The 19,664-nt window shown below is 62.4% G+C and carries 15 protein-coding genes and 1 pseudogene; 6 read left to right on the top strand and 10 right to left on the bottom strand.

The features are described 5' to 3' along the window. Window positions 1-7: 7 nt before the first annotated feature. The 5 genes from HNQ60_RS25145 to xth all read right to left on the bottom strand — a co-directional run bounded on the left by HNQ60_RS25145 (window position 8) and on the right by xth (window position 4,347). Window positions 8-901: a TolB family protein gene (locus tag HNQ60_RS25145; protein WP_184335530.1), complete on the bottom strand. Its 894-nt coding sequence runs from the start codon at window positions 899-901 to the stop codon at window positions 8-10. Further along, window positions 898-1,365: a nuclear transport factor 2 family protein gene (locus HNQ60_RS25140; RefSeq protein WP_184335529.1), complete on the bottom strand. Its 468-nt coding sequence runs from the start codon at window positions 1,363-1,365 to the stop codon at window positions 898-900. Before HNQ60_RS25140 ends, HNQ60_RS25145 begins: the two co-directional genes overlap by 4 nt. Further along, complete coding sequence (locus HNQ60_RS25135) at window positions 1,362-2,270, bottom strand: alpha/beta hydrolase (RefSeq protein WP_184335528.1); 909 nt, start codon at window positions 2,268-2,270, stop codon at window positions 1,362-1,364. Before HNQ60_RS25135 ends, HNQ60_RS25140 begins: the two co-directional genes overlap by 4 nt. 119 nt (window positions 2,271-2,389) lie before the next feature. Next, window positions 2,390-3,595 (bottom strand): sialidase family protein, encoded by a 1,206-nt coding sequence (locus HNQ60_RS25130; RefSeq protein ID WP_221304437.1) that lies wholly within the window; start codon window positions 3,593-3,595, stop codon window positions 2,390-2,392. Next, complete coding sequence (xth, locus tag HNQ60_RS25125; RefSeq protein WP_184335527.1) at window positions 3,568-4,347, bottom strand: exodeoxyribonuclease III; 780 nt, start codon at window positions 4,345-4,347, stop codon at window positions 3,568-3,570. Before xth ends, HNQ60_RS25130 begins: the two co-directional genes overlap by 28 nt. A 130-nt stretch (window positions 4,348-4,477) precedes the next feature. On the opposite strand from xth, the gene HNQ60_RS25120 reads away from it, so the two are divergent. The 3 genes from HNQ60_RS25120 to HNQ60_RS27300 all read left to right on the top strand — a co-directional run bounded on the left by HNQ60_RS25120 (window position 4,478) and on the right by HNQ60_RS27300 (window position 8,469). Further along, the gene (locus tag HNQ60_RS25120) at window positions 4,478-5,794 is read left to right on the top strand and encodes a DUF4397 domain-containing protein (RefSeq protein ID WP_184335526.1); all 1,317 of its coding nucleotides are present in this window, start codon (window positions 4,478-4,480) and stop codon (window positions 5,792-5,794) included. Between the two features lie 344 nt (window positions 5,795-6,138). After that, window positions 6,139-6,858 carry a response regulator gene (locus HNQ60_RS25115; RefSeq protein WP_221304436.1) on the top strand — a complete coding sequence of 240 codons (720 nt, stop codon included), beginning with the start codon at window positions 6,139-6,141 and terminating at the stop codon, window positions 6,856-6,858. A 3-nt stretch (window positions 6,859-6,861) separates the two neighbouring features. Beyond that, complete coding sequence (locus tag HNQ60_RS27300) at window positions 6,862-8,469, top strand: ATP-binding protein (RefSeq protein WP_221304435.1); 1,608 nt, start codon at window positions 6,862-6,864, stop codon at window positions 8,467-8,469. A 9-nt stretch (window positions 8,470-8,478) separates the two neighbouring features. Here HNQ60_RS27300 and HNQ60_RS25105 read toward each other — a convergent pair whose 3' ends face one another. Genes HNQ60_RS25105 through HNQ60_RS25095 form a run of 3 tightly spaced genes read right to left on the bottom strand, consistent with a single transcriptional unit; the run spans window position 8,479 to window position 10,182 of the window. Beyond that, window positions 8,479-9,009, bottom strand: coding sequence for a DUF3237 domain-containing protein (locus HNQ60_RS25105; RefSeq protein WP_184335524.1), 531 nt, complete (start codon window positions 9,007-9,009; stop codon window positions 8,479-8,481). Further along, window positions 9,006-9,458 carry an AAC(3)-I family aminoglycoside N-acetyltransferase gene (locus tag HNQ60_RS25100; RefSeq protein ID WP_322096901.1) on the bottom strand — a complete coding sequence of 151 codons (453 nt, stop codon included), beginning with the start codon at window positions 9,456-9,458 and terminating at the stop codon, window positions 9,006-9,008. The genes HNQ60_RS25105 and HNQ60_RS25100 overlap by 4 nt, the downstream gene beginning before the upstream one ends. Window positions 9,459-9,468: 10 nt before the next feature. Continuing rightward, entirely contained in the window at window positions 9,469-10,182 is a 714-nt protein-coding gene (locus tag HNQ60_RS25095) for a FadR/GntR family transcriptional regulator (RefSeq protein ID WP_184335523.1), read from the bottom strand. 142 nt (window positions 10,183-10,324) lie between these two features. Here HNQ60_RS25095 and HNQ60_RS28410 point away from each other — a divergent pair. The 3 genes and pseudogenes from HNQ60_RS28410 to HNQ60_RS25085 all read left to right on the top strand — a co-directional run. After that, window positions 10,325-11,422 (top strand): annotated as a pseudogene (locus HNQ60_RS28410) (glycoside hydrolase family 53 protein); the annotation flags it as partial. A 105-nt stretch (window positions 11,423-11,527) separates the two neighbouring features. Further along, window positions 11,528-14,029: a glycoside hydrolase family 2 TIM barrel-domain containing protein gene (locus HNQ60_RS25090; RefSeq protein ID WP_407676469.1), complete on the top strand. Its 2,502-nt coding sequence runs from the start codon at window positions 11,528-11,530 to the stop codon at window positions 14,027-14,029. 117 nt (window positions 14,030-14,146) lie between these two features. Further along, a complete protein-coding gene (locus HNQ60_RS25085) occupies window positions 14,147-16,807 on the top strand; it encodes a TonB-dependent receptor (RefSeq protein WP_221304434.1) in 2,661 nt (886 codons plus the stop codon). A 58-nt stretch (window positions 16,808-16,865) separates the two neighbouring features. On the opposite strand, the gene HNQ60_RS28195 is transcribed toward HNQ60_RS25085, so the two are convergent. Both HNQ60_RS28195 and HNQ60_RS25075 read right to left on the bottom strand, forming a co-directional pair. After that, on the bottom strand, window positions 16,866-18,287 hold the full coding sequence (locus HNQ60_RS28195; protein WP_184335521.1) for a diguanylate cyclase: 1,422 nt from the start codon (window positions 18,285-18,287) through the stop codon (window positions 16,866-16,868). Between the two features lie 135 nt (window positions 18,288-18,422). After that, window positions 18,423-19,628: an HD-GYP domain-containing protein gene (locus tag HNQ60_RS25075; RefSeq protein ID WP_184335520.1), complete on the bottom strand. Its 1,206-nt coding sequence runs from the start codon at window positions 19,626-19,628 to the stop codon at window positions 18,423-18,425. Window positions 19,629-19,664: the final 36 nt, after the last annotated feature.

Here is a 19,664-nt window from a genome sequence, read left to right as displayed (position 1 = left end):
GAATCTTTCAGCCTTCGCATCCCTTCCACCTCACCCAGTACAGCCGGTCCCGACCCTCGACGACACGATGAAAGAACAGCACTTCGCCGCCAGCCATGAACCGCGGCGCGGTTTCGACCGACTCGGTATTCACAGCCGACACATTGCGTGCTGACGACCACGCCCCAGCCGGCTCACGACAACTCATGTAGATGTCGACCTTGCCGGCACCGCCGGGGCGAGCTGACGCCCACAACCGCGTCGTGCTGGCGTCGTCTTCGACGAGATCCCAATCATCCTGCGCGGAGTTGAAATCGCCATCCAGCGCCCGCGGTGTTCCGAACGATCCGTCTTCCTGCAACGACGCAGTGTAAAGATCGCCTCCGCCGACTCCGTTGAGCGCGTCTGTGGTGAAGGCGAGCGTGTCCGGATCGATCAGCTGGGGATAGAACGTTGCTGCGTTGCCCGTCGGGATCGTGAGCAGCTGAGGCTTCTCGTAATCATCGGCGAGCACTCGGGCGCGAAACATGCGGACATTCCATGGCGGCGAGCCGGGTGGACGGTTGCTTACGAAATAGAGATACGCCCCGTCCGCGGAAAAGGCGGCTTCGGAGCTGTTGTAGCCATCGGCATGCAACGCACGGATGTATTTCGGAGGGCCCCATTCGTCCCCCGCCACAATGGATTCGTAGAGCGCAGTCGTCGTGTGGCGCGGCGTCAACGAATTCACGACAGTGATGACCAGCTTGCGGCCATCAGGGGACAGAGCAGGATTCGTCACCTGCAGCGGTTCGAGCGCATCGAGGAACGAAGGGCTGAACGGTTCCGGCCGATCCGGCACGGGCAGGCCGAAGAGGCGCAACTCGTCAGCCGACACTGATGCGAGCGCCAGCGATCCGGTGATAGCGAGCACTGCTCTCATCTCGATGCGACTCGGGCGCGAGCTGCCTCGACGAGCGACCGCGAACCGATTTCGTCCGATACGATCAGCTTCATGGCGGCAATGCCCCAGGTGTCGCGGCGAACGAGGCGAAATTCGTACTCTCCGCGCGGCAGCCATACATCCGTGCCAATCCAATGACGGGCGGCGACGGGGCACGATGCCTCTGCCGTTGTGCCTTCGACGCGCACGGTGATTTCGCCGAGTTCGTGCCAAGTCGCATCGAAACCGGGTACGAGCGCCTTCCAGCCTTGCAGAAGCACTTCGCGTGTCATCGTCACCGGTTCGCCGCCCCAGAGGCTCGTGTAGTCGACGAGGACTTCCGGAGCGAAGAGCCGCTCAGCGGCGTCGAAGTCGCGCCGATCGATATCCCCCATGAGCAACGCGATCGTCTGTCGAACGCGGATCTGGTCGAGATCGCGATAGCCGTAGTCGTTCATGTTCATGAACCCTCGGGAAGAGTGCCGCGGAAGTGCTCATCGGCTGCGTCGACTGCGAGCGCTACACGATCGGGTCGATCGTACCAATCGACCTGGAATCCGGTCTCCCAGACCATGCGCTTGCGTCCCAGCATGCGTTGCGAAATGCGCTTGACGTTGTCGGGCAGCGCGCATTCGTCGCCGTGCACGAAGAGCGTCGGCACGCGGAGCCTTTCGGCGCGACGCAGGCCGTCGAAGGTCAGCCAGTACATCCACGTGGCTTCGTCCATTTCGTTGCGCCATTCCGGGATCGCGCCGCGATCCGGGTTTGCATAGTAGTCGAGCGGGAAGAACATGCCTGCGCGCTCATTGCCTTGTTCGTAAGCAGGGACGAGATCCGGCTTGCTGCCTGACTCCCGGGCGCGCAGTGCGTCCACCGCTCTCGCGATGCGAGCGGCAATCCCTTCTTCACCGCCGTAGTAGGCGCCGACGGTTGCGGTGTCATGAAACCACCCGGCAATACTTGCGAAGGAAACGATTGGCGCTCCGGCATCGATAGCCGCGGCGGCATACTGAGCGCTGGCACAGATCGCGACGTAGCCGATGCGGGGTCGAACGCACGAGAGCGTCTGAAGGAACTGCGTCGCCGCTGCGATATCGGCGACCTTGCGAGCGGGCATCTCCGTTTGGCGCATCTCGCCGCCGCTGGCACCGAATCCAGCGAAGTCGAATGTGAGGACGGTATAGCCCCGCTGCGCGAAGGCTTCGGCGTGGCGATCGGCCATCTGCTCTTTGACCGTCAGCCAGGAACCGCTGATCACGAGCGCCGGCTGCACTTCCGTGAGATTGGTAACGTTGCGATGCAGTCGTCCCGCCAGCAGCACTCCCTGGCTGAAGAAGGCGACAGGAAGGCGGTGAATGGTATGAGACACGCGAGACCTCGGCGATGACGTTCGGCCTCGACAATACGACGTGTCACGAACGGGGGACGAGCGCCATTCGTACCGAGGAACGCTCGCTCGTCCCGTCAGTCGCGGAAAAGACCCATTTGTTACGGTCGTTTCAGGCTCTCGAGTGGAACCCGCGTCAGCTCGACGTCTTCCTTGTTGGTCGCATAGGCAACGTACAGGTGCTGCTGCCAGACAACGCTCTTCGGATAGTGGTAGCCCGACCGCTTGTAAGTCCCCTCATACCGGAGCGGCTGCAGATCCGACTGAGCCCGCAGCAGGAAGGCATGGTCGAAATGTCGCCCGTCAGCGCTGAGGGTGATCGCGAGCGGAATGCGTATCTTGTCGCTGTTGGGTGCGTTGACGAGGAAAGCCGTGCCGTCCGGGAGATTGCCGGCGCTTTGCTTCGCACGCGCATCGGGCATATTGGTCAGGACGGGAGTCGTCCACGTCTCGCCACGATCGCAACTCTCCGCTGCGAGTTGCCGATAACTGGATGACTGGTCGCGGAACACCATCACTGCGCAGGCGCCACGCAGGAAGAGACTCGGCTCGATCTCGCGACTGACTTCGCCCTCGTGCGGCAGGTTCGCCATGCGGCCTCGTTTCCAGCCGCGGATACCGAGCGCGTCGTCCGTACGGAAAGGAGAAACGATCAATCCGGGACGCAGGTGGAACGCCGTGACTATTCGTCCATCGGCCAGGACATGCGGATCCTGTTCGATGATGCCTTCGACAGGCGACCCGTCGCTGCCGGTCACCCGCTGCGGTGTGGACCAGCGCTTGCCGTCACTGCTGAGCACGTATTCCGTGTAACCGCCGGCACGCGATTGAAATCCGGTCGGCCACACATTGATGTACGCAACCAGCGTGTCGCCGTCTGTCCACCAGCCGCCGCTCGAATGCATGCGCCCGGCGACGCCGGCTTTCGCAAGCACGGCCGGTGCTGACCAGCGAAGCCCATCCTCGCTCGTGCTGTAGGCAACCCAGGTGTCGGCGGAATCCTCGTCGCGAGGTGAGCTCTGCCATTGCGCATAGAGCCGGCCTTTGAATGGGAGCAGCACGACGCCATTGCTGAATTTGTCGTCGTGATCGCCGGGTCGGAAGATCGTGATTGTCTGCGACCGTGAGGCACGCTGCAGGCCAAGGTCCGGCTTGGTGCGGTCGAAGACACCGACACCCACTTCGTAGGGTGCGCTCTGGCTGGTTCCATCCTGCGCGGCAGCAATCGCCGTGCAGAGCATCGCGGCACTCGCCAGCAGGCGCATCGATCGGGGCGTCTTCAGTTCGATCCGCCCAGTTCGATCCATACTGGGGCGTGATCGCTGGCCTTGTCCCAGCCGCGGACTTCGCGGTCGACGCCGGCCCGCTCGAGCAAGCGCGCCGCGGCCGGATTCAACAGGTGATGATCGATGCGCAGTCCCGCATCCCGTTGATATGCGTTCCGGAAGTAGTCCCAGAACGTGAAGATCTGGGCATCGGGGTGCAGCGTCCGAACGGCGTCCACCCAACCCTGGCTCATGATGCGGCCGAACGCTTCGCGCGTTTCGACACGGAACAATGCGTCGTCGACCCAGCGCTCCGGCTTGTACACGTCGCGCTCGGTCGGGATGACATTGTAGTCACCCGTCAGCACGACCGGCGTTTCGCGCGCGAACAACTCCGCGGCATGGATTCGCAGGCGTTCGAGCCAGCGCAGCTTGTAGTCGAACTTCGGCCCCGGAGCAGGATTGCCGTTCGGCAAGTACAGACAGCCGATCAGGACTCCATTGACCGTTGCTTCGATGTACCGGCTGTGCGCATCTTCGGGATCGCCGGGCAGCACACGACGGATCTCGGTGGGCTCGGCGTTGCGGGCCAGGATTCCGACGCCGTTGTAGCTCTTCTGTCCATGCCAGATCACGCCGTAACCCGCCTCGCGGATCGCGGCTTCCGGGAATTTTTCCTGCGGCGCCTTCAATTCCTGAAGACACACGACGTCCGGTGTCGTCTCCTGCAGCCAGCGCAGCAGGTTCGGGAGTCGGGCGTTGATGCTGTTGACGTTGTAAGTGACGATGCGCATGGGGGCATTGTAATGCGTCAGCGCACGTTCCAGAGCAACACTTGCTTACAACTCCGCCATGATGTGCAAGGCTTGTCCCACACTGCTGCCGTAGCTTCCAGGCCTGTTCATCCGGTTCTGGAGTCAAGCGATGAAGGTGTTGAAGGCGGTTGCAGTGCTTCTCTGCGGTCTCGGTCTCGTGCTGTCCCTGAGCGGATGCGATCAGATCTCGGGCGGCGACGACGACAAGGACGATGCGAAGTTCCGATTGCTGAACGTCAGCCCCGGATATCAGTCGCTCGACCTGTACGTGAACAACGGTTCCGATGACGACGAGGTCAAGCTGCAGTCCGTCGGCTACAACACGATCAGCGACTACGCGACAGTCGATGCGGACACATACACACTGAAACTGCGGCGCGCGGGCGTGACCAGCACGCTGCAGACACTCAGCGGCAGCAAGCTCGTCGAAGAATCGCACACGGTCATCGTGTCCTATGGATCGAACGGGCACTTCGGCTCGATGGTTTTCAATGAAGACACGAGCGAGGCGAGCGCCGGCGAGAGCAAAGTGCTGCTGCTGAACACCGGGGAAGCGGGCGCTCTGGATGTGTATTTCACCGATGAATCGGTCTCGCTGGACGATGCGACGCCGCAGTTCTCGAGTATTTCCCACGGGGCAGCGACGTCGGCGGCTATTGTGGACAGCGGTACGTATCGGTTGCGTGTCACTGGTGCGGGAGATTCGGCCGATGTGCGCTTCGATCTGTCCTCGGTCACGTTCGCTGAGAAATCGGTGACCGCAGTCGTGCTCACGGCAACCGACGGAGGTGTGCTCGTCAGTGCGGTGGTGCTGCCGCAGCAGGGCAGCCCAACTCTGCATGCGAACACGAAGGCGCGTGTTCGCGGTGCTGTCGGAATTTCGAGCGGCACCGCCGTCACAGCCCGAGTCGGTGGAACGACACTGCTCTCGAACTCGTCCGCCGGCGTGATCAGCAGTCGCTACAGCCAGGTCGAGTCGGGAACGGCCACCGTTTCCGTCGGCGTCGACGGCACTGCCGTCGCTGTGCCGAGTGTGAATCTCGCTGCCGGCGGTGAGTACACGTTGCTCATCTGGAACAACGCCGATGGCGTGCAGGCGAAGCTGCTCAGCGACGACAATCGTCTTCCGACGACCAGCAGTCGCTCGAAGATCCGCGTGATCAACAGCGTGTCCGGCGCCGAAGCACTGCTGTCGCTCGCAATCGACTACTCGCCGATCATCGAAGGCGTCGCGCTGGGCGACGCCTCGCCATTCGTCGAAGTCGACGGCGGACTCGAGTATCAGTTCGACGTATCGAATACCGATACAGGCGTGAATCTCTTCACCCGCGCCGGTGCGACGCTGCAGAGCGGCAGCGTCTACACCATGTTCATGTACGGCGGCGGAACCGCCGCGGTGAGCGGGACACTTCGCAAGGATCGATAGACATCCAGCCTGTCGCCGCGACAGGACTTCCTCCTGCGCTGTCGCGCATTGACCATCCGGAGCACCTCCGGATGGTCTTTTCTTTTTACATCATCCTGCCGGCGGCGATCGCAGCCCATCGGGCCAGGCAAAGTTGTAAGCAATCATTGCAGTTGCGACCTTTTTCCCGCCTGCCGCATCGAACGGAACGTGGATCCTTGCGCTGTTGCAACGCGCGTGGCGTCGTCGCGTCAATCGCCGGCGATTCCTGCAACGATCTGCAACACAGCTTTCAGCCGCAGTTCATTCCCCGCCGCCAGACTGCGGCATGCAGTAGGCCGATGGGGTCAGACAACGTACCGTCCATGAGCAACTTTCCACACATCGTCGTCGTCGATGACGACCGGCAGATTCGCGGCCTGCTGACCAAGTATCTGCAGGTGAACGGATTGAGAGCGACTGCCGTCGCCGACGCTTCGGCGCTGGATCGTGTGCTGGCAAGCGAGCGGGCGGACCTCGTCGTCCTCGATGTGATGCTGCCGGGAGAGGACGGGCTCTCGGTGTGCCGGAGGATGCGGGCCGAGAATCGTGCGCCAATCATCATGCTGACCGCGAAGGGCGCCGAGCTCGATCGGATCATCGGTCTCGAAGTCGGCGCCGAAGACTACATGGCGAAGCCGTTCAATCCGCGCGAGCTGCTTGCACGGATACGCAACGTCCTGCGCCGGTCGGATCGCATCTCGGCACCGACGCACGCGCGGAAGCGCTCGAAGTACCGGTTCGCCGGCTGGACCTTCGACACGGTTTCGCGAAGCCTGCTGAATCCCGCCGGCGAATCGTTGCGGATCGCCGGCGCCGAGTACGATCTTCTGCATGCCCTGGTGACGAACGCGAGTCTGGTGCTGAGTCGGGACCAGCTGATCGAGCTGACGCGGGGGCGTGAAGCAGATCCCTTCGATCGCAGCATCGACGTCCTGGTCAGCCGGCTGCGTCAGCGGCTCGGCGATGATGCGCGCGAGCCGAAGATCATCAAGTCGGTGTATCGCAAGGGCTACGTGTTCGCGACTGCGCTCGAGATGGATTGATCGATGCTCGCACGCCTGTTGCCGGACAGCATCTTCGGACGCGTTCTCGTCGTGCTCGTCGTTTCCTGCGCGCTCGCGCAGATCGTGGCGACAACGCTCGTGATTCATCGCAGTGGCAGCCTCATCCTCCGCCGCGAGCAGCCGATGATGGAAGATGCCGCTCGCCGCATTGCCGACACGCTCAACCGGCTCGAGGCACTGCCTCAGGCGCAGCGCAGCGCAACGTTGCGTGAGCTCGGCGATCGCCAGGTCAACATCCAGTTGGCCCGCATGACCATCTCAACCGGGCCGCCACCACCACCGCCGTCGTTCTTTCCACCGTTCCTGCAGTTCGGGATCGGAATGCCGGTTCGTGTGCGGCCGCCGCCGAGTCCCGAGGAAAGGGCCGATGAACTCGTGAAGCGCATTCGTTCGCTCGTCGACGATCGGGTCGCGATTCGTGCTCGCATTGCCCCTGGCGAGCCGACGGACATGCTGATCCACACTGTGTCATCAGGCGCAGCCGATGCGCCCGTGTTCGCATCGGTCGAGCGAGTGCGCATGCCGGCGATGGCTGTTCAAGGCGTGGCAACGGGCGGTTTCCAGGCGGCGTTGCCGCCGCCATCGAGTGGAGCAGGGCGGTGGTCGGCGGCGATCATGCGGGATGCAGAGATCGTGTTGACAGCGACCTGGCCCGGCGAGGCGCCCGTCACGTTCAAAGTGCCGTTTGGCGGGACGATGCTCCGCCGTGCGCCGTTGAGCTTCAATGCCATTGTCGGCGTGCAGCTCGCCGCGCAGCTGGCTGTGCTGTTCGCCGGGCTGACACTGGGCGCGTACGTCGCTGCACGACGCATTACGCGTCCGCTGTCACGACTCGCGGCGGCTGCGGACTCGCTGGGAAGAAGTCTGAGTCAGCCACCTGTTCCGGAAACCGGACCGCGCGAGCTTCGCCAGGTGGCGCAGGGCTTCAATGTGATGCAGGACAGGTTGCGCCGGTACATCGACAGCCGCACACGCGCCGTGGCTGCAATGTCGCACGATCTTCGAACGCCGCTCACGCGGGCCCGTCTGCGCCTCGAGCTGATGGAGGATGACGAGCATCGCAAGGAGTTCGAGCGCGATCTGCTGGAGATGGAAAGCATGGTGGTTGCGACGCTCGATGCGCTCAGCGATCTGGGTGTCGAAGAAGCGGCGCAGGAACTGGACGTCAACGGGCTGCTCGCCCGGCTCCAGTCCGAGTTCGCCCAGCTGGGGCATCGGTTGAGGATCGAAGGCAGCGCGACTGCGACATATCGCGCCAGGCCGCAAACCCTGAAGCGCTGCCTGACGAATCTCATCGACAATGCATTCAAGTACGGCGATGCCGTTCGTGTCCGTGTCGACGACGATGATGTCCTGCGCATCACGATCATCGACGAAGGTCCCGGAATCCCGCCGGAAGAGCTCGAGCGCGTCTTTGAGCCGTTTTACCGCCTCGAATCGTCGCGATCGCGCGAGACTGGCGGCACAGGGCTCGGGCTCAGTGTTGCGCGCGATGCGGCGCAGGCTCACGGAGGGCGACTGATCCTGCGCAACGGGCCCGACCGGGGATTGGAGGCAGAGCTATCGCTGCCGCGAGGCCTCGGCGGCTAGAGGCCGAGCTCAGCGAACCTTGAAGAATCGCAGAGTCACCAGCGGTGGTTTGCGAGTCGTATCGGCCGTGAGCGTGCCCACGAAGATCCCTTTGTTCAGCCAGTCGTACTTGCCGACCGGGGCTTCGAACTCGACGGACGAGCGCACATAGGGCTTCGTGCCCGCAGCTGCATTCTGGGCCGGCGGATCGATCAGCACCCGATTGTGGACGCGGATGATCGTGCCATCGTCGGTGCGCAATGCATACCGTGCATCGAGCAGCGTGACGCCATCCACGCGGATCGCTTGCCAGTCTTCGCCGCCGGGCATGATGGTGCCCTTCATCGAGGGGCCTTCGAACGTACCGCCTGCGATCGGAATCACGCGTCGCTGACCCTGCGGCGTCCTGCCCATGACGATAGGCGCGTCGATATCAGCTCTAACCGTCAGGACGTGCTCGAGCGCCGGCGTTTCGAAAGACTCGTTCTCCGCGAAGGCAGTCATGCAGATCGTGCTCCCGGCAATGAAGAACAAGCGGGCGGCAGTGCACGCGTGCTTCATGGTTTCACCGCAATATCGAAATGCAGAACATCTTCTCGGATACCCAGCTTGGTATAGAGCGCGATGGCGGGGTCGTCACCGTAATCCGCCTGCACGAAGATCACATAGGCGCCGCGTGTCGCGCCGATCCTCTGCAGCTCCCGGATCAGCGCAGTCGCAACGCCTTGCCGGCGAAAGGGCTCGGCCACTGCGAGGTCGTAGATGTAGATCTCGCTGCGTTCCTGCTCGAACTTCTGCAGCTCATAGGCGGCGATGGCGCCGACAACTTCCGAACCGTTGATCGCGGCCAGCGCAATGAAGTGGTCGCGACGCAGGAGTCGCTGGAGGTATTCCTTGCTGGGGCGGGCGCTGTTGTAAGCCACCGGATCACTGAAGGCCTCGGCGAACAGCGCCAGCATGCGCTCCAGCAAGGCGCTGTCGTCACAGCCGAGGATCTGGACGCGAGTCACCGGATGCGACTCACTGGGGGCTCTTCTTCCTGGCCTGTCCGATCAGCTCCATCACTTCCTCGATGATCGCTGTCATCGCTGCGTGAGCCCGCTTGGGCTGGCCGGCCTCGATGTGGTCAAGCACTTTCGTGTGGGCTTTGATGTCTGCAAGGGCAACGCCCTTGTAGCGATTGGTGAACGCGATGGAGATCCGCAGCGCCGCGTCGACGACGTCTTCGAGCTGCGAGTAGAACCGGTTGCCGGTGGCGTGAAGGATCGCGACGTGAAAGGCGATGTCGGATTCGAGAGGGTCGTCGTCGCCCTGTTCCGCCATCTTCATGCGATGGATGCCGTTGCGGATCTGCGCGATCGAAGCAGGGGTGGCCTTAGTCGCCGCGATCATCGCCGCCATCGGCTCGATGGCGAGCCGGATCTCGGTGAACTCCGCGAGCAGTTGCAGCGAGAACTTCCGTTCCATCAGCCAGCGCAGCACATCCGGGTCGAGAAGATTCCAGTGATTCTCTTCCTGGACCCACGTTCCCTGGCGAGGGCGCGCGCGCAGCAGGCCCTTCGCGGTCAGCATCTTCACCGCTTCTCGCAATACCGTCCGGCTCACGCCGAACTGCTTGCAGAGCTCGGCCTCGATGGGGAAGGAGTCCTTGGTTCCGAAAGAACGCGCAACGACCGCGTGACCGAGCTGTTCGACGATCGCGTGTGTCACGTTCGACTGAGGGGGTTTGCGCATCGTGCGGTGAACGAACGAAGGACCTGCCGCGTACTCTGGCAGAGTCGTTCTTGCGACGCCACAAGTCCGGGGCTTCCCTGCCGGTCGTTTGTATTTGTATGATTAATTACGCGGCCGACAGACAACGACTGGGAGATTTCGAATGAAGCTTGCAGCCATCCTGGGCGCAGTGGTGATGGTCGGTACCAGCCTGCAGTCGCATGCGGAACCTCAGTACTACTTTGGCGCCGACCTCTCGTATGTCAACGAAATGGAGGATTGCGGCGCGGTCTATCGCGATGCCGCCGGGGTTCGCGCTGATCCCTTCCAGCTACTGCAGTCGCGCGGTGCCAATCTGGTTCGCGTTCGCTTGTGGAACGACGCGCGCTGGACGCGCTATTCGAACATGGCGGACGTGAAGAAGACGATCCGTCGCGCCCGGAAGGCCGGCATGCAAGTCCTCCTGGACTATCACTATTCCGACGATTGGGCCGACGGGGACAAGCAGATCATTCCCGCCGCGTGGGCGGCCGACATCGACAACCCGGACAAATTGGCCGAACGCGTCCATGAGTTCACTCTGTCGACCCTGCGCGAACTGGATGCCGTGGGGCTCATGCCCGAGCTGGTGCAGGTGGGGAATGAGACCAACGGTGAGATCCTGAGCACGCTCGAGCGTGCCAAGAACCCGATCGACTGGACCCGCAACGCCAAGCTGTTCAATGCCGGAATTCGCGCGGTCCGGGAGGCGGGAGCGACTTCCCGTATCAAGCCCCGCGTGATGCTGCATATCGCGCAACCGGAGAACGTCGAGCCCTGGTTCGCAGCAGCCGCGAAGGCAGGCGTGAGCGATTTCGACATGATCGGCATCAGCTATTACCGGCGCTGGTCGACGCAGGATCTCGATGGGCTCAGTGCTGTGATCAATCGATTGCGACAACGCCATGCCGCCGATGTACTGCTCGTCGAAGCAGCCTACCCGTGGACGCTCGATCACAAGGACGAAATGCCGAACCTGCTCGGCACCGACACGCTGATTCAGGACTATCCGGCGACCCGGCAGGGGCAGCGTCGCTATCTCATCGATCTCACGCAAAGAGTGATCGCGAGCGGCGGCGTCGGCATGGTCTATTGGGAGCCGGCGTGGGTGTCGAGTCGCTGCAAGACACGCTGGGGTACGGGTTCGAGCTGGGAAAACGCAGCGCTGTTCGATTTCGATGGCCGCCTGTTGCCCGGCGCGGACTATCTCGATTTTCCGTATGTGCTGCCGGTCGACGTGGAGTTCGCGCTCGATGTGCGCAATGTGAAGGACGCGCTGGCGCTGTACTTGTGGAGCGATGTGTTCGAGTCGTCGACGCCCGTTACGATGAAGCTCACGGATGGGAAAGCCCACGCCAATCTCCGGCTGATGCCGGGCACCCGCATGAAGCTGCAGGTCTATCGGGATGCGCAGCGGCAGCAGCCTCTGCTGAGCGCAGATGATGCGCCGGGTCGTTTCGTTCAGGCAGTCGCGGGCGCGGACGACACGACGATCTCGTTGACCGAGAAGCTGTGCGACCAATGCGTCGTTGCGCAAGCGAAGTCGACCCTCGGCAACTTCAATGGCAACTGGCAGTTTCACCGCGCTGCTGATGTCGATGCGGACGTCAAGTCGATCCCTTCATCGCAGTGGGTTGAAGTCACGGTGCCGCACACGGCACGCATCGAGCCGCGCATCGTCAACGATCAATGGCAAGGGATCGCGTTCTATCGCAAGGCGTTTGCGGCGGAGCCGTCCTGGCGCGGCAAGCAGGTCTGGCTGCGCTTCGAAGGCGCGATGAATGTCGCCGAGGTCCGGTTCAACGGGCGCGTCGTGACGACGCACCTCGGCGGGTATCTGCCCTTCGTCGTCGACCTGACGAAAGGACTGAAGTTCGATGCGGCGAATGAGCTCGTGGTCCGCCTCGACAACCGGGACAACGCCGTCACCGGGCCGAAGCCGCTGAAGGTGCTGGACTTCAACATGTACGGCGGGCTGTATCGCGATGTGTCGCTCATCGTGAAATCTCCCGTGCACATCACGGATGAAATCATGGAGGCGCAGCCTGGCGGAGGAGGGATCTTCGTTACCTATCCCGCGGTCAGTAGGGACAAGGCGACAGTCGCTGTGAAAACGCATCTGCGCAATACATCGCGGGCGAAGGCATCGTTTCGCATCGTGCAGGCTCTCTCGAAGGACGGACGAGAAGTCGCTCGTCACGTTTCGACATCGACCACGCTGGCGGCGGGCGCCAACGTGAGCGTTGCACAGCAGTTCGACGTCGGTCAGCCCAGTCTCTGGTCGCCACGATCACCGTCGTTGTATCAGCTGCGGACGATCGTCGAGACGAGTGAGGGTACCGTTGATGAGCGACACACACGTATCGGCATCCGCCGCATCGACATTGCGCCGGGCAAGTTCGCCATCAATGGCGAGGCAACGTTCCTGCGCGGCGTCAATCGGCACCAGGAATATCCGTACGTCGGTTATGCGCTCTCGCCGGAGGCGGACTATCGCGACGCCAAGCGCATCAAGGAAGCGGGGTTCGATTTCGTCCGCCTTTCGCACTATCCGCATTCGTCACACTTCATGGCCGCGGCCGATGAACTCGGGCTCGTCCTGCTCGACTCGATTCCCGGATGGCAGTTCTTCAATCCGGACCCCGCGTTCGAGCGCCAGGTTCTGCAGACCTGCCGCGACATGATCCGCCGCGACCGGAATCATCCGAGCGTGATCGCGTGGGAATGCTCGCTGAACGAAACGCAGATGCCGACATCGCTCGTGCAGCGTTTCAACGAGATCGTGCATGAAGAGTACCCGGGCGATCAGGCCTACTCCGCGGGCTGGCAGGACGACGGCTATGACGTCTACATCCAGGCAAGACAACATCGCATCGAGCATTACGAGCCGCCGAAGCGGCCGTACCTCGTTTCCGAGTACGGCGACTGGGAGTACTACGCACTCAATGCAGGATTCCAGCAGCACACCTGGGCGAACTTGAAGGAGGAAGATCGCACGAGTCGCCAACTGCTAGGCGCGGGTGAAGCGCGCTTGTTGCAGCAAGCCCTGAACAACCAGGAGGCGCACAACGACAATTTCAGTACACCGGCGTTCGCCGATGCCTACTGGGTCATGTTCGACTACAACCGTGGCTATGCCGAGGATCTCGAGGCATCGGGTGTCATGAGTCTCGAGCGTCTGCCCAAGTTCAACTACCAGTTTTTCCGAACACAAAGAGCGGCTGATGAGGTCTCACCGCGCTTCGAGGCGGGTCCCGCGGTCTTCATCGCGAGTTACTGGCTGCCAGATTCGAGTACTCGCGTGAGAGTCTTCGGCAACGTCGATGAAGTGCAGTTGTTCCTGAACGGCCGAAGCGTGGCTCGCCAGCGGCCCGATCGCGATCGCGTTTCAGATCGTCTGCGCCATCCGCCCTTCACGTTCGATGTCGGCAAGTATGAAGCAGGGACGCTCGACGCCGTCGGCTATCGCAATGGACGCGCAATTGCTTTGCATCGCGTCATTACGCCAGAGGCTCCCGAACGGTTGCAGATCGAGATCGACGACGCAGGAGTGTGCAGTGCGACCGATGCAGCGGATCTGGTGTTTGCGCGAGCAAGGGTGCTGGACCGTAACGGCGCCGCTGTGCCTGCCGATCGCTCTGTGCAGTTCTCCGCTGCCGGCAGCGCGGAGCTGGTCGGGGAGAAGGACCAGCGCGCAGAGGCGGGGATTGCCAGTGCCCTGTTGCGTGTCAGCCGCACTACAGCGCATGCAAACGTTTTCGCAAGCAGTGGACCGTTGACGGCACAACAGATCTGGCTCCGGCCGGCCTGTATTTCAGCCATTCCGTAGCTTTTTTCCTTCCCAGGTCGATGACCGGCTTGTCAGGCCGGGTCAATAGTATTACAAATAGCACAAATACTCCGACAATTACTCGATCGGCGATTTCTGGCTACCTGGGGGATGCACATGGATACGCTAAAGCCTTGCCCGTATCGGCTGCGAAGCGCGATACGGTCGTCTCTGCCATTGTTCCTGGCTGCGATTGCAATGCCCGCGCTGGCCGCAGAGTCGCAATCCGCCTCGTCGCAGGTCATCGAGGAGATCGAAGTCACCGGCATTCGCGACAGCCTGCGCGATGCGCTCGATGTGAAGATGAACTCCGATCTGGTCGTCGACGCGATTTCCTCGGATGACATCGGTCAGCTGCCCGACGTCACGATCGCTGAGTCCATCAATCGCCTGCCGGGCGTGAACGCGACGAGAGATCGCGGCAACGACAGCCAGGCCGTCGTGCGCGGACTCGGCGCTCGCCTCGTGCTCGGTACGATCAACGGACGCGAGGTGGCTTCCAGCGAGCCGGATCGCAACGTGCGCTGGGAGATCTATCCGTCCGAAGTGGTTTCCGGCGTCACCGTGTACAAGACGCAATCGGCGGATCTGATTGCGGGCGGCGTCGCGGCGACGATCGACATCGCCACGCTGCAACCTCTCGATTACACCGGCGAGGATCTCGTCCTGCGCGGCGGCCCGGTGTACTACGAAAGCGGCAAGGACCTTCCGGACTACGATCCGTGGGGCTATCGCGCGAGCGGATCGTACGTCTACAACTCGAACGAGACGTTCGGCATCGTCATCGGCCTGACGGCGCAGCAGCAGAAAAACGGTTATCCGTCCTTCACGGGCTGGGGCTACAACGATTCGGCTATGCGTCCGCCGGCGGGCGCGAGCGATTTCACCGGCGATCTCAACGGCGACGGCACCCCCGATCCCACGCCTTGGGGTTCGCAGATTTCCGTGAGCGCGATCGATCAGACGCGAAAGGGTGTGTCGCTCGGCGCGCAGTGGCGCGCGTCGGACAGCTTCGAGCTGCGCTTCGATACGCTGTACTCGGACATCGACATTCACGAAGACCAGGCCCAGACCGTCTACGGCTGGAACAACTGGGGCAACTGGAACAACGGGAGCTGGGGCGCGTACAACGATCCCGCTGCGTCCTACACGCTCGTGAATGGCGACGTCGTTGCGGCCACGTTGCCGTACAGCTCGGTGACGACGGTGCTCGCCGACTACGACGAGGACAAAACGCTGTCCGTCACTGGTCTCAACGGGCGCTGGACGGGCGAGCGTTGGAGCGTCGTCGGCGATCTCTCGTACTCGCAGGCCGAGCGAGAGAACATCTGGCAGGCCGTACGCACGGAGGTCTATCCGGAGCTGATGACCTGGGACACGAGCGCTGGCGGGTTGCCGACGATCGTTACGAGCCAGGACCCAACGACGATGCCGCAGTTCGCGCCCGACTATCGCGGCGGCGCGAGCGACGGTCCGGAACATCTCGACGACGAGTTGATCGCAGGGGCGCTCGACCTTGCCCGTTCGCTCGACGGCGGCTTCTTCAACAAAGTGCAGTTCGGTGCGCGCCTTTCGAACCGTACCAAGAAGCATGACCGGTTCGAGTGGTGGCCGTCGGCGCCAGCCGGCGGTGTGGAGATCCCGCTCGGCATGTTCACCGTCTACAACGTTGGCACGCTCGACATTCCGCCCATCCTGATGGGGAACTACGATGAGATCGCGCTCCTGGCGTACGGCGCGGACGCACTCGATCCTTCGAATGCCACCGAGAATCTCGCGCAGCGCTGGAAGGTGAAGGAAGATGTCGCCGAGGGCTACGTCAAGCTCGGCTTCGACAGCACGTCGATCGCGAAGCGTGTCACTGGCGGCTTGGGCGTACGGTTCCTGGATGTGCAGACGACCAGCGACGGCTACCAGCAGGCAACAGGTGCCAGCGCACTCGAATCCGTATCGGTCGACAACGACTACTCGGAAGTTCTGCCCAGCGCGAACATCAACTTCCACCTGAACGATTCGACACTGCTGCGCTTCGGTGTTTCGCGAGTCGTTGCTCGTCCGCCGCTCGATGAGCTGCGCGCGAGCCGGACTTTGACGAACTGGCTGCCCTACACCGGGAACGCCGGCAACCCCGATCTGGAGCCGTTCAAGGCGAATCAGTTCGACGCTTCGTACGAATGGTACTTCCACGAGGAAGCGCTGCTGGGCTTCGCCGCCTACTACAAGGACGTGTCCTCATACATCGGCTGGACGCAGGAGCCGCAGACTTACGACGGCATCACATATGCGGTGGCAACACCAGTGAACGGCGATGGTGGAAAGATCACCGGCGCCGAGATCACATTCCAGACGCCGTTCTATTTCTGGGGCGGCCTGGAGAACTTCGGCATCTATTCCAACTACGCCTACGTCGATTCGGACATCGAAGAGTTCGTGCCGGTCACCGATCCGCTGACTGGCGCGGGCTATGCGGAACACACGGCGGTGGTCGATCTGTGGTACAGCTCGAAATCGTTCGAGGCGCGGCTCGGGTACAAGTATCACAGCCCGTTTACGGTGATCTACGGCTGGAACGGCGCCGATCTGCAGACGCTCGAATCGGAGTCCGTGCTGGATCTCAGCACGTCCTATCGATTCAGCGCGGGCGTGCAGCTGCGCTTCCAGGTGAACAATCTCACGGACGAGCCGCTGCGCATGTATCGCGACAACCGGCCGAACCGTATCGGACGCTACGATGAGTACGGCCGTCGCTACCTGCTCGACGTCACCGTGAAGTTCTGAAGGGTCTGGTTTGGGGGCGGATGGGGAAGGGCTTCGGCCCTTCCCGCATCTTTGAGCTTCAGGAAGCGACGCAGCGATTGCGTCCGGATTCCTTCGCCCGATAGAGAGCCTTGTCCGCGCGGTCGAATGCCGCGCCTGCGGAATCGTTTGGCTGGAACGCCGTGATGCCGATGGAGATGGTCACGGAGACGGGCGTGCCGCGGAAATGGAATCCGATTCTCGCCACACCTTCGCGCAACTCGTTCACCAGGCGCACGGCGTCGTCGGTCTTGGTTCCGGGCAGGAGCATCGCGAATTCTTCGCCACCGTAGCGCGCCACGAAATCAGTGCTGCGAACCCGGCTCGACAGGAACTCGGCGACGGTGACCAGCACGCGATCGCCCGCGCGATGGCCGTAGGTGTCGTTGATGCGTTTGAAGTAGTCGACGTCCCAGACCGCGAGGCACACCGGCTGTTTGAAGCGCTGCCAGCGCTTCAATTCCTCATCGACGCGCTTTTCGTAGGCGCCGCGATTGGCAATCTTGGTGAGCGCGTCGAGCGTCGAAAGCCGCTGTTCGTTGCGAAGCTGGCCGTGCAGATACTTGGCCTCGCTCTCGAGCTCGCAGATGCGAACCTGCATCTGTTCGTTGCGGGCCTGCATGGCGCTGGAGAGGGTCGCCTCGCGCTCCCGGAATTCGCGCAGGTGACGATCGAGCGATTCCAGTCGGCTGCGGACGTGCACCCGGATCTGCTGCACGTCGTTCGTGGCTTCGACCGTCTCGCCCATCGCTTTCATTTCACCGACGAGTTGCACGCTCAGCGTCTCGCTCGCGGCATGCGATTCGGTCTGGTTGCGGTGCTGCTCCGCGATGAACTGGTGGACTTCATCGAGCTTGCCGACCATGTGGCTGAGCAGTGTCTCGATTTCGAGCTTCGCTTTCTCGATGCGCTGGATGCGCTGCGACACCATCTGCGTGACGGTGGAGAGCGTGTCCGGGAATTGTTCGGGCTTCAGGGCTTCGGAAAGCCTGGAGTCCACAGCGTCGGCCTGCGGGGCCAGATCGGCGTCACGACGCAGTTCGCCAAGCAGCGCTGCGAGAATCGCACGGATCGATTCATCACCGATCACCGCGGTCGATGCGGCGGGTTTCGCCGAAACTGCGGCAGCCGCGATCGGCGTGACGGAAGCGGGCGGTTGCGCCTGTACCGGCGCGACAGACTTGGGCTCCGACGGCTGATCCAGTGCCTGGATGGCTTCTGTCAGCGCCGGCGTGATCTTTTCCAGCTCTTCGCTGGAAACGTCGCGACGGATCGCCGTCTGGAGCTTCTTTATCTGTTCGTCGAGACGCGAGGATTGGCCCAGCGATGCTGTGCAGAGGCGGCCGGCGAGCTTTTTGAGCGACGCCTCCATTGCCTGGAACTCGCGCTGCTCGTTTTCGAGCCGGCCAAGGCTGTCGAAATATTTCTGGCGCCAGTTGTCAGTGTCGGCCGCTGTTTTCACGCATCACCGGGCAGGTTCGATTCCGCACGCCGCGGCATGATCCTGACTCGCGGGTCGGGGAAATGCGGAGCGTTTCATGGATTTGCGCCACAGGCTGCCGAATCAGGATTGGTCTGATGGGCCCGGTCTCATGAATCAGGGGACGTGCTTGGCCCACAGATCGTTGAGGTAACCGAAATTCCAGTTCTCGACCGGCTCGCGGCCCACGATCTTGTCGGTGACGTGCGGATCCGTGAGATCGACGAGCTTCGGCTCCAGCGGCAGGCCGGACTTCGTCGAGAAGAAGATCTTGATCTTCGGGGCCGTCAGGCGGGTGTTCTGTTCGACGACTACGCCGAGCTTTCCCGAAGCCATGCGCACGAGCGAGCCCACCGGGTAGATGCCGATCGTCTTGACGAAGGTCTGCAGCACGACGCTGTCGAAATGACCTTTCCATGACGCCATCTGCGCGATCGCCTCGGCCGGATCCCAGCCCGCCTTGTAGGGGCGGTTCGAGGTCACGGCGTCGTAGACGTCGCAGACGGCGCTCATGCGCGCGATGAGGGAAATGCTCGCTTCGTCGAGCTTGTCGGGATAGCCACGGCCATCGACGCGTTCGTGATGGTGACGGCACACATCGAGCACGCGGTCATTGTCGACGCCGCTTTCAAGCAGCATCTCGTGACCTTTCACCGGGTGCGATTTGATGATCGTGAATTCATCGTCGGTGAGCTTGCCGGGCTTGTTGATGATGTCCTGCGGCATCTTGGCCTTGCCAAGGTCGTGCAGCAGGCCGGCAAGACCAGCGTCGCGGCACATCGCGTCATCGAGGCCGAGCTGGCGGCCGAGCGACACCATCAGGGCGCACACCGATACGGAGTGCATGTAAGTGTATTCATCCGCGATCTTCAGCCGGCACAGGCTGAGCAGAGCGTCGGAATTGCGGTCGACGGATTGGACGATCTCGTTGACCAGCGGCTGGCATTCGCTCGTGTTCACCGCGTTGCCCATGCGGGCTTCGGCGAAGAGCGATGTCATCGCTGCCTTGGAATGTTTCAGCACGTTGGCCGCATTCTGCAGTTCATCGGCCATCGAGCGACGGTCAGCGGGCCTGGGCGGCGCAGCGGCGGCAGTGGGCTTCGGCGGGACCAGTTCGATGACGGTAGCGGACTCCGGGAGATCGCTGCCCTTCGACGTGTCGATCCAGCATTCCGAGCCGCCACACTGGCGCACACGTGCGAGCGTCTCCGCATCGTTGACGACGAAGCGCGCTTTCCACAGGGAATGGTTGAGCCAGGAGCCCTCGACGGAGTCGATGTACATCCCTGTTTCAACCTGCGATATGGCGATCTTCTTCAGCATCGAATCTTGAGCCCGGTCTCTTGTGACAACTCAGGA

Source organism: Povalibacter uvarum (assembly GCF_014202975.1).
Lineage (GTDB): Bacteria > Pseudomonadota > Gammaproteobacteria > Steroidobacterales > Steroidobacteraceae > Steroidobacter > Steroidobacter uvarum.
This window is presented reverse-complemented; position numbering and strand designations above follow the sequence as displayed.